General features: G+C 28.5%; 16 protein-coding genes. 2 read left to right on the top strand and 14 right to left on the bottom strand.

What is annotated here, in order from left to right:
- Positions 1-141: 141 nt before the first annotated feature.
- The 7 genes from BVC87_RS10065 to BVC87_RS10035 form a co-directional block, all read right to left on the bottom strand.
- Complete coding sequence (locus BVC87_RS10065) at positions 142-321, bottom strand: hypothetical protein (protein WP_075342247.1); 180 nt, start codon at positions 319-321, stop codon at positions 142-144.
- Positions 322-612: 291 nt separating this feature from the next.
- Positions 613-1,128: an SH3 domain-containing protein gene (locus BVC87_RS10055; RefSeq protein WP_075342245.1), complete on the bottom strand. Its 516-nt coding sequence runs from the start codon at positions 1,126-1,128 to the stop codon at positions 613-615.
- Positions 1,129-1,303: 175 nt separating this feature from the next.
- Positions 1,304-1,600, bottom strand: coding sequence for a TM2 domain-containing protein (locus BVC87_RS10050; protein WP_075342244.1), 297 nt, complete (start codon positions 1,598-1,600; stop codon positions 1,304-1,306).
- A 183-nt stretch (positions 1,601-1,783) separates the two neighbouring features.
- Positions 1,784-1,954, bottom strand: coding sequence for a hypothetical protein (locus BVC87_RS23690; RefSeq protein ID WP_200799182.1), 171 nt, complete (start codon positions 1,952-1,954; stop codon positions 1,784-1,786).
- A 146-nt stretch (positions 1,955-2,100) separates the two neighbouring features.
- Positions 2,101-2,766, bottom strand: a complete 666-nt coding sequence (locus BVC87_RS10045) for a DNA-binding response regulator (RefSeq protein WP_075342243.1) — start codon at positions 2,764-2,766, stop codon at positions 2,101-2,103.
- A gap of 2 nt (positions 2,767-2,768) precedes the next feature.
- Positions 2,769-4,496 (bottom strand): tetratricopeptide repeat-containing sensor histidine kinase, encoded by a 1,728-nt coding sequence (locus BVC87_RS10040; RefSeq protein ID WP_143569756.1) that lies wholly within the window; start codon positions 4,494-4,496, stop codon positions 2,769-2,771.
- A 41-nt stretch (positions 4,497-4,537) separates the two neighbouring features.
- On the bottom strand, positions 4,538-4,741 hold the full coding sequence (locus tag BVC87_RS10035) for a hypothetical protein (protein WP_143569755.1): 204 nt from the start codon (positions 4,739-4,741) through the stop codon (positions 4,538-4,540).
- Positions 4,742-5,119: 378 nt separating this feature from the next.
- On the opposite strand from BVC87_RS10035, the gene BVC87_RS10030 reads away from it, so the two are divergent.
- Positions 5,120-5,839, top strand: coding sequence for a hypothetical protein (locus BVC87_RS10030; protein ID WP_075342240.1), 720 nt, complete (start codon positions 5,120-5,122; stop codon positions 5,837-5,839).
- 155 nt (positions 5,840-5,994) lie between these two features.
- Here BVC87_RS10030 and BVC87_RS10025 read toward each other — a convergent pair whose 3' ends face one another.
- The 3 genes from BVC87_RS10025 to guaB form a co-directional block, all read right to left on the bottom strand.
- On the bottom strand, positions 5,995-6,804 hold the full coding sequence (locus BVC87_RS10025; protein ID WP_075342239.1) for a hypothetical protein: 810 nt from the start codon (positions 6,802-6,804) through the stop codon (positions 5,995-5,997).
- 178 nt (positions 6,805-6,982) lie between these two features.
- Positions 6,983-7,168 (bottom strand): hypothetical protein, encoded by a 186-nt coding sequence (locus tag BVC87_RS10020; RefSeq protein ID WP_075342238.1) that lies wholly within the window; start codon positions 7,166-7,168, stop codon positions 6,983-6,985.
- Between the two features lie 180 nt (positions 7,169-7,348).
- Positions 7,349-8,824 (bottom strand): IMP dehydrogenase, encoded by a 1,476-nt coding sequence (gene guaB / locus BVC87_RS10015; RefSeq protein WP_075342237.1) that lies wholly within the window; start codon positions 8,822-8,824, stop codon positions 7,349-7,351.
- A 251-nt stretch (positions 8,825-9,075) separates the two neighbouring features.
- On the opposite strand from guaB, the gene BVC87_RS10010 reads away from it, so the two are divergent.
- Entirely contained in the window at positions 9,076-9,486 is a 411-nt protein-coding gene (locus BVC87_RS10010) for a DUF1842 domain-containing protein (RefSeq protein ID WP_075342236.1), read from the top strand.
- Positions 9,487-9,550: 64 nt separating this feature from the next.
- On the opposite strand, the gene BVC87_RS10005 is transcribed toward BVC87_RS10010, so the two are convergent.
- The 4 genes from BVC87_RS10005 to BVC87_RS09990 form a co-directional block, all read right to left on the bottom strand.
- Positions 9,551-10,294, bottom strand: coding sequence for a LytR/AlgR family response regulator transcription factor (locus tag BVC87_RS10005; protein WP_075342235.1), 744 nt, complete (start codon positions 10,292-10,294; stop codon positions 9,551-9,553).
- A 192-nt stretch (positions 10,295-10,486) separates the two neighbouring features.
- Positions 10,487-12,115: a tetratricopeptide repeat-containing sensor histidine kinase gene (locus BVC87_RS10000; RefSeq protein ID WP_075342234.1), complete on the bottom strand. Its 1,629-nt coding sequence runs from the start codon at positions 12,113-12,115 to the stop codon at positions 10,487-10,489.
- Between the two features lie 64 nt (positions 12,116-12,179).
- The gene (locus BVC87_RS09995) at positions 12,180-12,695 is read right to left on the bottom strand and encodes a hypothetical protein (protein ID WP_075342233.1); all 516 of its coding nucleotides are present in this window, start codon (positions 12,693-12,695) and stop codon (positions 12,180-12,182) included.
- 263 nt (positions 12,696-12,958) lie between these two features.
- The gene (locus BVC87_RS09990) at positions 12,959-13,678 is read right to left on the bottom strand and encodes a hypothetical protein (RefSeq protein ID WP_075342232.1); all 720 of its coding nucleotides are present in this window, start codon (positions 13,676-13,678) and stop codon (positions 12,959-12,961) included.
- Between the last annotated feature and the right edge of the window lie 56 nt (positions 13,679-13,734).

Genomic DNA, 13,734 nt, shown 5'->3' with positions numbered 1-13,734 from the left:
TGAACTGCTAATATAGTATTTAGGTTTATTTTTTTATTAATTACTTCAATGATTTAATTAACAAAAAACGCCAACCCTGTTGAAAACGTTGACGTATAGCCAAATAAAATATGTGAAAATTAAATTTTAATATTTAAAAATCTAATTTGATTGTTCAATTTTTTTCAGATAGGCTACAAAATCAGATTTAGTTGTATCTGAAGCATCTATAAAAGAAGCTATTCTTTTTCCTTTTTTGAAAATATGTACTTCAGGGAACATTTCTAATTCCCAAAAACCGTTTGATATAACATTTTGTACACTCCTATACCATTTAACCAATAGTTTTTGATTTTTTATTTTAAATTCTCTAATTTTTCTTCCGCTCTATTTTACATAAAATTCTTCCAAATCTTTCTGCTTTTTTCTTTGTAATCATTTTTACTTTTGATTTGCATCCAGATAATCCTCTACACTCTTTGTTGTAGTGATATCTCTCACTCTTTATACTTACGCATATATAAACTTTTTCTTGTTCCTTCTGTTGAAACGCTGATAATACAAACAATAGGGAAAATGATATATAAATTCTTTTTCTTATACTTATTCTAAAGCTTTTCATTTTTTATCTATTTAATTATTAAGTATCATTATATACTTTGAATGAATAAATCCAATTGCATCTGTTCGTATTACTTTAACTTTGAACCATTCTTTTTCAAGTTTTAAAACTTTTAAAACTTCATATTTATTTAGATTCTGAATCACATAAAAACTTTCATCAGCTCCACTTCTTAGTGGTGTATTATATTTTTTTACTTGAGCAATTTTAGTAGTTAAAGATACTTCACTAGGTGCTGTGGTATATTGTTCTTCTGGAGTTGTGGTTCTTCTTTTTCGTTTATCAGTACACACACCACATGCCCCTCCACTATTACAATATTTGCATCTACTACAGTTTTTACAAGCTCGACAATAGATTGATCCTGTACATCTAGCTTTTACTGCTACATAACAAACTTTACTATTTGAATACTTTGCTTTTTTTTGTGTTTCTTTTTTATGATTTAGTACTAAGAGTAGGCATGCTACCAATACTAAAAAAGAGCTTAGTAATACATATTTTTTCATTTTTGATTCCTTGGTCATTAATGCGTTTTTTAATCTTTACTGATAAAATTAACGCTATGTAAAAACAAAACCTTACGGGAAGTCGTAAGGTTTTGTTTTTTTACCGATCATTCATAAAGATCTTCTTATTCAATCATAGTTTTCTGTTACACAATATTTTTATCTAGAATGTTTTATTGTTCACTTTTAGAAATTATGTTATCGAAGATTCTGTTTTACTTGGAGCTTGTTGAACAGGAGCTGTTACATTTACAACTACATTTTGACTTTGATTTACATTTCCTTTATGTGGTCCGATAAATCCATGCATTAAATTATATTTATCAACCATATCTCCAAGAGTAAAAAGATCAATTATCCAACCAATGCCAAATAACTGACCTGTTAATAAATATAAAATTCCACTTCCTACTTTTCCAAGATAAAATCTGTGGCCAGAAAATATCCCTAGAAAGAACCATAATAAATAAGCTACTCCTTTAGATTTCATATGAGTATAATTTTAATATGCCTATAAGATTCCAATTCGGCGTTAGTTAATTAGTTAGCATTTGAGAACCTTTGTCGAAAACATAACCGACTACAAATTGTATTACATTTCAAAACTAACTTTACTAAAAAACAAAACCTTACGACTATCCGTAAGGTCTAAAAACTACTTTAAAAATAACTTTTAAGCATAAGCAATTAGTTTCCAATCTACCGCTTCTTTATTATGCGGCGGAAATGTTTCTCCTTTAGTTAATGGAATAGTACCTGATGGATTTGCCTGTGCTTCCCATACTCCTGATTCTGGACATTTTTGTCCAGTTCTTCTAATGGTTCCTAATGGTGTTTGTGTCATTTTATAACTATTTTGAAATTAATATTATTTCAAAACTACCTGTATAAAACAACAAAACCCTACGGGTAGCCGTAGAGTAAGTGAATTATTAAACAATATTTATTTATGATATTTTTACTTTAGTAAATTAAGTGTAATACTCATTACTATATCAACCCAAAATCTTTAGTAATAGCTACTAATTGGGTAGGGTTACTTGCATTAAAGTTTTCTTTAAGTAATTTTAGTCTTTTTTCTACAGAACTTGTACTAGAAGGTTTTATTCCTTTTTTCTTTAGTTCTTCACTTATTTCTTTTTGTTCTAATCCTTCTGCTAAATGTTGTAATAAGAAAATATCAAAGGACGTTATTTCAAAACTTTCTTTCGACCTAAGTACGTGAGCTAATTGAGGAGAGATAAAAAAGTTATCGTCTTTAATTAAAGAAATTGCTTTTTTTAGATCTTTTAAAGCATCATTGGACTTCCACACATATCCATTTAATGCTAAATCATTACATAATTGTTTTACTTTAAATGGTCTATCTTCTATTGAAAAAAGTATAGTTTTTAGCGTAGGATCTAAACTTTTTACTTCCTTCACTAATTCATCACCAGAATGTAATCGTTGGGTATTAGGATTTCCAACAAATGATAAATCACTAATTAATAAATCGAAGGGCTCTTCTATTCGAATTGCATTTTTAAATTTTATAAAAGCTTCGTCGCAATATTGTGAATACTCTATTTTAGGTATTTCTAATTCTTCTAAGGCCTTACGTACTCCGCTTGAAGCTAAATCCGCATCTTCTGCTATTAATACTTTTTGAAACATAATTACTTTTTAAATTGGAATTTCGCCTGAAAACCTTTTTGTTTTTCTGAATCAAATGTAATTGTTCCTCCAATGGATTGCATACGGGTTTCCATATTCTTCAATCCATTTTTGCTAGCGATTAGTTCTGTACCTAGTCCATTATCTTTATAACGAACTTTAATTTTATCTTTTTCTTGTTCAAAAGCAATAACTACTAAATTAGCTTGACTATGCTTTTTCATATTTACTAAAAGTTCTTGCAACACTCTATATACTACAATTTGCTTTTCTTTGGTTAGCATATTTACTTGTATTTCTGACAACCCTTTATTCATAATTTTACACTCGTCTGTTGAGAAATCTATAAAAAGTTGTTGTAAAAACTCTTGAAACTTTTCTCCTGTGACTACAGGACTATTTTCATGAGATATGTCTCTTGTTTGTTTATATATTTTATCCAAATCAACTAGTAATTCTGAGGATTGTACTGCTTCACTATTTTGTAATTTATTCATAGCTAAATACACATCATTGGCCAATTCATCATGTATTTTTTTAGCCAATCGGGTTTCTGTTTTATAGACTTCTATTATTTTTTCTTTTTTTGTTTTTTGCCTCCTATAATAGATATAGGTAATTGAAGTCAGTAATAAAGCTATGGCTGTAAAAATCCATTGTTGTTTTTGAGATTTTTGTTCTAAGTGCTTGGTTTTTTCTTTTGCGTAATTTGCTTCTGCTATTAATTTTTTCCTATTTGCTTCATCGTAATTATAAACATTTGTTACAAATTCGTTTCTTTTTTTTTGCTTAGCATTATTTATACTATCAGATAAAAACATTCTTTCTTCACTTAATTTTTTAAAGTATGATCCAGGTTGTAAAGATAAAATTTGATCAATTGCAAAAACTCTATCATTTGGTCTATCATAATCAAAAGAAAGTTTATACATCAAATTCGCATAATATTGAGCTCTTTTTAAATTTTTATTTTTTTTATTACAGTAACTTAAATAAGAGTAACTTGTAAATAAACTGGCTATTTCGTTTTTTTCTTTTTTAGCCTCTGCAATTCTTAAAAATTCCTCTTCTTCTACTGTTTCACCATTTTCAAGTTTTGCATAGTTAAAATTATCAATAACTTTCCATCGCAAATCAAGATTTAAACTATCAAAATAAGAACTTGTTTTTATCTTGAATAAGATATCTTTAGCCTTATTATATTTTTCTAATGAAATAAAATTATTAGCTATATTATTTAAATATCTATACTTGTTTACAGAATCTTTTGCCAACAATAGAGCTTTATTATACCATTCTATAGCTTGTTTGTATTTATTCGTCAAATTTGCATTAATTCCTAACAAATTGTATATCGAAGTAGTTATTTTAAGCTCATTCTTTTTCTCTTTTAATAACTTTAAAGCCTCAACAAGAGTGGAGTCGCTTTTAAAATATAATTCTTTCTTATATTCTATTTTCCCTAAACTATATAATCTTTTTGCTACCTCTAAAGTATCTTTTAGTTTTATATGTAAATTTTTGGATAATAAAATATACCTATAAGCGCTGTCTAATTGTTTTTGTTTATTATATGTATAACCTAGTTTATAGTAGTTCCTTGCTAAATCTCGATCTTCTTTAGCTATTGATATTTTCTTTTTAATTTTTTCGATATCATTATTTTCTTGACCAAACGAAAAATTATAATAGATCAAAAAAAAGAGGAGGACTAATTTGTACAATTTCATCCTCCTAATTTAAAACTTTTATGAATTATATATCAAGTCTTTTAATTCCCATTTTCAGATTCTGGATCTGGTTCAGGTTCTGGATCTGGATCTGGATCATTATTTCCTCCATTTGAACCACCTCCTGTTCCTTGTATTTCTTGTTGTAAATCATCTGTAACTAAATTTTCCTCCGTTAAATCTGTACAAGATGTAAAAATGGTGTTCCCTATAATCAGTGCGAATATTATAAATAATCGTTTCATAATAAAATTCTCTATTAAAATTTGAGCATTAATGTTCTTTCCAAGCAAGAGTGCTCAGTTCCAAAATGTGCTTGGAAAAGCCTAAAATTTTAAAAGAGTCGCGCGCCTCTTTCGCGGGAAGTGAGGTGTCTAATCAGCTTCGTTTAAAAGCTTCCCTTCTTAAAATGTCAGCTGATGTAGATCTCATAGATTGTGAAAAAATCGTAGTGTTTATATTTTGATTCCCCGATCAATCACACCACAAACATATCTCTGATTTTCAGTATTTTGTAGAAAATCAACAGAAAAGAAATAGAAAATATTTTTCTATTTTACGGATATCCTTTTCCATAAATTTTCCATAGAATTTATTTTTGGAAAAATCAATTTCCATATAATATGTTGAAAGAATTGTTGCAAGCTTTGTATGAAAAACTTGAGTTAGAAGAAGAAAATGATAGAAAAAATAAAAATGGTTATTTTGACTTCTTTGAAGAGCATATTTTAAAACGACCTGAGTTTGAAGAATACAAAAAAGATCAAGTTTCAGTTACTTCTAAAACAATGAAAAATTATTATGAGAAGTATGTGGAGGAAAGATCAAATGGTGCTGGAACTCCCAAAAAAGCTTTACTCAATCTAATTTCTGAATATCTAGAGTATAAAAATTATGAAGACTTTATCATAAAAAACAGAGGAGTAATTACCTTGCCGATAAGTAATAGTATCTGGAAAAAGACTGTTACTATAAGTTTGAGTTTATTCATCACACTTTATATTGCTATCGTTATTAATGAAAATCATTTTTTTTATTCTTATGATTGTATTGTATGGAAAGGAGATCATTATGAAAAAACATCATGTACTACCAATGGGGCTATAGACAACACAGAATATAAAATAAACATCAAAGCTTTTAGAAAAAAAGCTGTAGACACTAGCACTATTTTTTTTACAATAATGAAAGATAATGAAAGAAAAGAAAATTATTGGTATGGTAAAAATAGAGAAGGAAAAGGAGAGTTTTTTACACATCGTGGAATTCATCCGGAAACAAAAAAAGAACTAGAACCTGTTAGTAGAACAATACTTTATAAAGAAGGTTTATTGAATGAATAAAAGAGGCCGTCTCAAAAGTCGTCATTCCGAATGATATGAAGGAATCTTTTAAATTTAAGTTACTGTTAACAAGATTACTTCAAAATTAAAATTTTTCGTAATGACGTTTGAAAATACTTTTTAGACAGCCTTTTTTGTTCTATAGAAATTTAGTTTTATTCTGACCAATAGTTTAAAGTCACTACAATTTCTCCATCGGTATTTACCAAATCACTTGATAATGTTACAACTTTACTACTTGCTCCATCGAAATAACCGTCGTAAGCATCAAATCTGTAAGTTCCTTCTGAAAGATTTAAAAACACATCTATTGGATCTCCTTGATTTTCTCCAGCATAAAAGAACTCATTCGTTTCTGTATTCGTAGCTACATAACCTGGTAAAGTATCAGCAGATACAGGATTTCCAGCATAATCTACCAATTCAATTCTCACTTTGAATGATGCAGGAATTGCTTTTAATTCTTCCGCATTATCTCTAGCTTCTTCAGCATAACGTTGAATATTTTGTAAATATCTATTCAATACTCTAATTAATCTTGTTGCTTCGATTTGATCATCAGCTTCAATAGCCGTAGCCAAAGATCTTGCATTAATTTCTACATAGTCACCAATACCTTCTATTTGAGAAGCTGCATCTCTTACATCACTCGTATCTAAATCATTTTCACTTAATCTTTCCGCAAAATAAGCGTACTGATTCATTTCATCAGAATATTCTTCTACAATAGATAACTCCCTATTTATTGTAGCTAAAAAACCGCTTGTATTTGGTTGTTGACCAAAAATATAAGCTATAGTAATAGTTCTTACTGCTGCAGATGCATTATCTGTACTTTCTTGTATAACTTCTGTAGAAGAAATGACTAAGTCTAAAGATTCATTTGCTGTGCTTTGTGCAAAAAGTTGAGTGTTAATTAAAGTAGTTAGAATTAATACTACTAATTGTTGCGTAATTTTTTTCATTTTAATTTCAGATTAAAGGTTAAACACCTTAAAATTCTTACTTTTCTATTAACTTAAAGATATCAAAGGTTTATATGAAGGTTAGCTAATTATTAATTAACATTATCCGTTTCAAAGCATAAAAAAACACTTACAATTTACATGTAAGTGTTTATTGATAAAGTAATTAAATTATTAACTAATTTAAAATACATTTTCTTCTTCCTCTTATACCGTAACCACAATATACATCTCCTGAACCTAAAAGTGGACTTGCATTATAACAATCGCTATCAGTTTGGCATAATATTCTTCCCAATCCAAAATTCCCTCCTTGAATTTCTTTTTGTTCTATTTTCGATAGTTTTCTTCCTAAATTTTTCATCGTATTTAAATTTTAAATGGTTAATTATCTTTTAAAATACAACATTATAATTAGGTGCTATATAAAAAGTGTTCTTTTGTTATTATTTTGTGGATGTATTCTAGTTTTAAGAGGAAATAAAAAACTCTATCAGTTTTCACTAATAGAGTTTTTGTATTATTAATTATAATTTTCAATAAACTATCTTCTACTATAATTAGGTGCTTCTTTAGTAATTGCTACATCATGTGGATGGCTTTCATTAATACCACTTGAAGTGATTCTCACAAATTTTCCAGTAGACTTTAGAGTTTCAATATCTTTTGCTCCACAGTATCCCATACCTGCTCTTAAACCTCCTACAAACTGATGAATACTTTCGAATAATTCTCCTTTATAAGGCACTCTTCCTACTATTCCTTCTGGAACTAATTTTTTAATATCATCTTCAACATCTTGGAAATAACGATCTTTTGAACCTTGTTTCATAGCTTCAACCGATCCCATTCCTCTATAACTCTTGAATTTTCTTCCTTCGTAAATGATAGTTTCACCAGGACTTTCTTTTGTTCCTGCTAATAAAGAACCTAACATTACACAATCTGCACCAGCAGCTATAGCTTTTGGAATATCTCCAGTATATCGAATACCTCCATCAGCAATTACTGGAACTCCTGAACCTTTAACAGCAGCAGCTACTTCTAATACAGCAGAAAACTGAGGAAAACCTACTCCTGCTACTACCCTTGTGGTACAAATTGAACCTGGACCAATACCTACCTTAACAGCATCTGCTCCTGCTTCAACTAAATATTTTGCAGCTTCTGGTGTAGCAATATTACCAACTACTACATCTAAATCTGGAAACTTTTCTTTTACTTGTTTTAATACGGTAACCACACCTTTTGTATGTCCGTGAGCCGTATCTATAATAACTGCATCTACACCTGCGTTTACTAAAGCTTGAGCTCTTTCAACAACATCAAAAGTTACTCCTAAAGCTGCAGCAACTCTTAATCTTCCTAATCTGTCTTTATTCGCTATCGGTTTTTGAGTAGTTTTTGTAATATCTCTAAAAGTAATTAAACCTACTAAGGTATTATCACCGCTAACTACAGGTAGTTTTTCAATTTTATTATTTTGAAGAATAATTTCTGCTTCTTTTAATGAAGTCCCTTCTGCTGTAGTGATTAAATTTTCTGAAGTCATAACTTCAGTAATCGGTCTTTCATTATTCTTTTCGAAACGTAAATCTCTGTTGGTTACAATTCCTACTAATTTTCTATTTGCGTCAACTACTGGAATCCCACCAATTTTGTGTTCACGCATTGCTTGTTTAGCATGACTTACAATTGCATCTAAAGGTAACGTGATTGGATCGATGATCATTCCACTTTCTGCTCTCTTTACTTTTCTTACCTCTTGTGCTTGCTTTTCAATAGTCATATTTTTATGTAGCACACCAATACCTCCTTCTCTTGCTATAGCTATAGCCATGGCACTTTCAGTAACTGTATCCATAGCAGCAGATACTATAGGTACGTTTATTGTAATATTTCTAGTGAATTTTGCTTGTATATTTACTTCTCGTGGGAGTACTTCGGAGTATGCAGGAACTAATAAAACATCGTCATAAGTTAGACCTTCTCCTACAAATTTATCTTGATGAGCATTCATATTGCAATCAATTCTTATTTATTAATTAATTGCATACAAATATACTACATTTTTGTAACATTTTCTTTATGTAAACGTTAACGATTTTTCATTTTAATTAACTCCTCAAAATCAAACGCTTATTCTTTGTTTTGCTACACTCAAGGATAAAACAACTTATTGATTACTTTTTTAAAATAAATTAGACATGATAATTAAAACTATCTAGGGGAAAGTTGGATTTAGTTTAACAACAAAATAAAATTTGAATTATGACAGTTTTAAGAAAGAAAAAAATGAATGTAGAGAATAGAAACTTTATTAAAGGGTTCATAGGAAATACAAATGATTTTAGTACTCCTATTAGCTATTTTTCTTTACTTATTTCTCAGGAAGAAAATATAGTTTCTGGGATTGTAGAAATTAAACATTTAGTGGAAAAGTCTTCTTTAAAGTTTAACGTTGCAGGTACTATAAATTATCCAGACTTTGATAAAGCCTATAAAAATATTCATTTAAAAGGTGAATGTAATCGAATGGTACTGCCTAATTACCCATCTTTTGGAAATTATATTGAAAAATTCAATGCTCAATTATATATTCATGAAAACTGGACTGGAAATGGTAGTTTTTCCTTTGGTTTTCAAAAAGCTACAGATGCAAAAGTTATTTTTATAGATTAAAAATTAGGGGATTATACTTTTAAGGTAACATGGTATTCTTTTGGATATTGTGTTACCTTTTCATTTACCTAAAAATTGTGTTATCTTTTATAAAAGAATGCTTATAGCGTTCACTAAAAGGAATTTTTTCCCCGTTTTTAAGTATAATCAAATTATCTTCTAAGTAAATTTCTTTTATACTTTTCATGTTTACCAAATAATTGCGATGTACTTGTCGGAAGCTATTATTGTTTAGCATACTTTTTAGCTTTATCAATGAAAGCTTAACTAAATACTTTCCTTCATCACATTGTAAATTACAGTATTTTTCTTTTACATCTATATAATTAATAGCCTCTACATCTACTTTAACAACACTTCTTTTGTGTTTTATAAACAAATATTTAGGACTCAGAACTCCATTATCTGTATCGAAACTAATACTGTTACTTTGTTGATAGTATGATTCAATAGCTAATTCTAAAGAATATAATAATTCTAACTTATTGTATGGTTTTAATAAGTATACTAATGGGTTGGTTAGCTTTGCTTCATCGAAAATTGATCGACTTTGCATACTGGTTAGAAACAAAAATGGAATATTTACTCCCTCTTTATTTAATCGTTGTGCTAAGTCAATTCCTTCAGGTCTTCCATTGATCATTATATCTAAAATAATGACATCAAAAAATCTATTTTTAATTTCTGACTCTGCTTCTTGTATATTTTTAACTCTAATTACTTCATATTCATTTTTTTCTAAAAAACTGATTAGGTCTTCAGCTTCATGGTCTAAGTCTTCTAATAAAAGTAATCGGAGGTTTTTCATGTAGTATGGTTTTATAAAGGTAAAGTTACATATAAAGTTATAAAGTCCAAAGTCTAATATTTAAAGTTCCTTTCGAGGACCTAAGGGAATAATCAGATTAGATGAAGCCACCTCTTTGTCGAAAAACAGATTGCTTCTCTCATACTTCGATCGCAATGACGTTTATATTGATGAATGATAACTGTTTATTGATCATTGCTCACTGAAAACTGGCAACTGAATAACTACCTTGGTTCCTTTTCCTTCTTCGCTTTCAAATGTTAGGATTCCTTTATTCTTTTTAATTAGTGTTTGACATAGAATTAGCCCAAGTCCTACGCCTTCAGAACGGTTTATTTTATCGATACTAACTCCTTTTAACGCATTGATTTTTTCTAATCGTTCTTGTGAAATTCCTATTCCAGTATCTGCTATAGATACATATGCCATATTTTGATCATCTGTTCCAATTTCTACTGTAATGATACCTTTACCTTTCATGTATTTTACAGCATTGTCTAACAAATTTCTAAAAACTATTTTTAGGGATTCACGATCAACCTTTACTAATGAGTTTTTGATGTAATTCGTTTTAATCTCAATTGCATTAGCTTCTATTAAGTTCTCATAATCATACAACACTTGTTCTATAATAGGTTGTAATGCATATTCTTTTTCACTATATGTCATTTGATTACTTTGCTGTAAGGACCAATGCAATACATTATTGAGTAAATGACTTGTACTTTTGGTAACAGTAATTGCTGTATTATTGGCTTGCTTAATACCTTCTAAATTATTATTCGTTATGTGTTTTTTTAGTTCCTCATGTTGGAACTTAATGGTGTTCATAGGAGAACGCAAATCATGAGATACTACTGAAAATAAATAATCCTTGGTTTTATTTGCTATGTTTAAATCCTCTTTTTGTTGCGTAATTAAACCGTTTTTCTTTTTCAATTTCCTATAGAAAAAACCTAAAAGACCAATAAATAATAGTAAACCACCTGCTCCTACTAATAAACCTCTTTGTACTATTCTTTGACGTTTTAGTTTTTCATCCTGTAAAGCAATCTCACTTTCTTTTTGAGCTACGGCAAGTTGCTTATCTTTCTCTGTTAGTTCCCATATTCTATCGCGATTCCAAATAGAATCTTTCCATTTGATAAACTCTTCGTAATATTCTACACTTTCTTTATAACGTTTACGATTCCTTTCTACTACAGCCATGTTTTGAGCAGAATTTTGTTTCACCTCTATATCTGAAAAAGATATAGCTAAATCATAGGCCTCCTGAAATAATGGAATCGCATCATCATCTAAATATTGATTATAATATGCGTTTGCTAAATCCATTTTTGTACGAATTAAAGATAAAGTGTCTTCTTTTTGAATAAGCTTTAATTCTTTATCAAAGTACTTTTTCGCGTTACCATAATCCTTAACATGAATATAATTAAGTCCTAAATTATGAAATGCATTTCTTTTTAAACTCAATTTTGTATCTACATTATTTTTTTCCCATTTTTTATAAAAAAAAATTGATTTCTTGTAATTCTTAATATTTAGGTAAATCATTCCTAATTTTGAGTTTTTTAAACTCACATAATCTCCCTCTGAAATAGCAGATATATTTATAAGAGCTTTTTTATAAAGATTTTTTTTTATGGCACTTACTCCTTGAATATAATTTAATATATCTTTTTCATTTGTATTTTTTGAAACTGATAATGCTTTAGTACTGTATACATAACAAGAATCGTAATTCTTCTTTTTATAAAAATTATAGGCTTTAGCAAAAAGATCTCTATTAACAGAGATCTTTTCAGCATTATGATTCATTTTTTCTAGTATCTTTTGTGGGTAAAAAAAGATAGAATTAAAAAGAAAAAGAATAATTATTTTACTATTCATCATCCTTTGCAGGTGTAGTCACAGTTCCTCTATCTGTCTCTGGATCGTCATCTTTATCTTGTACAAAAATTACGTCTACAGGATCTGTTCCTTCATCTAAATTATATGCAAATCTAATTTGGTAAATAATATAATTATCTGTGTTTTCATCACAATCATATTCAACAACAAAATTTCTAGATGTTAACTCTTGTTGTTTCCCATCTGCCAAAATTATTGTTACATCTTTTACTCCTTTGTAATTGAGGTATAATTTATCTTTTATTAGCACTAAACCTGACTTGTCTTTCACCTTTGTTTCCAACTCATTATCTGGGATATAAGCAAGCACAGTCACTACATATATTTCTTTATTATCAAATTTATAGGGTCCCATAGAGTTTGTTAAAGGACCTGAAGGAATTGTACATTGAGTAGCTGGAAGACTTCCTACTTTTCTAAAATCAAGTAAATTCATTGTTACTCCGTCTACTTTTACTTGGTTTTCTTTTTTAGTAGTAAAAAACATATTTAATGATATTTTAAAGTTTGGTTACTTTAAAAGTACAATAAATTTTGAAATAGAAATTATAAACTGACTAGAAATTTAGTTCTTATTATCCCCCTTATTTTAGAGTATTTTTTATTCTAAAACATTGAGAGATTAATACAATTGACACATTACATAAACTACTGAATTCATAGCTTTTACCTACAACTAGCAAAAAGTATTGCAATATAAATACCTAAATTATCATAAACCAAACACTTAAACATACGTGTAAATGATCTTTAAGAAATTTTATCGTATTTGCTTTGCCAAATGTATTTATTAAAGTTCTTTCCAAGAGAAACACCCCATAATAAACTTAAGCCTACTGCTCCTTTAAAATAGAACAAAAACAATACTATAAAATAGCTGATATTACTATGTTCTCTAAAGAAAAAAGTATGAGTTGCTAATGATAATAGGAAACAGATTGATAACAACGTAAAAATAAAATTATCTAAATCTTTTACAAACCAAAATTTTAGCTTTCGTAATGGATGTAAGTCATTACCCCACTTATGAATTAAGTAAAAATAATCATTCCCCATAGGAGCGAATAACATAGGATCATCTGCTTTTTTTAATCGAAATAATACAGATGGGGCTATAATTTTAAATCCATCTAATTTTGTATCATGAGTGCGTTCTAGTTGATGTATTTTAGAAATCACTTCTTCAGGATATTCTCCTTTAAAAAAAGACGTATCTAAAAAACGTAATCTATAATCGATACATAACTTTTGAATTTGAGAAATATGAAAGATTGCATTTCGATCTATTGCATTAATATCAAATGTATTGGTATGATTCGAATTTGAACTTGATAACTTTGACTTTGTAAATTCTCTAGATTTATCTAGCTCTTCAAAAATCTCTTTGATCCAAAAATCTATATTTGATTTTCTAAGTTCTTTATTTCTAAGATGTATTAACTTTTCTTGTAGATTTACCGTTTTAAACATGATAATCAATTATATACCATAAAAATACGATAAAATTCAATATTTTATTTTAAGGG

Origin of the sequence: Tenacibaculum agarivorans, assembly GCF_001936575.1 — a bacterium.
In the GTDB taxonomy this organism is placed as follows: domain Bacteria; phylum Bacteroidota; class Bacteroidia; order Flavobacteriales; family Flavobacteriaceae; genus Polaribacter; species Polaribacter agarivorans.
This window is presented reverse-complemented; position numbering and strand designations above follow the sequence as displayed.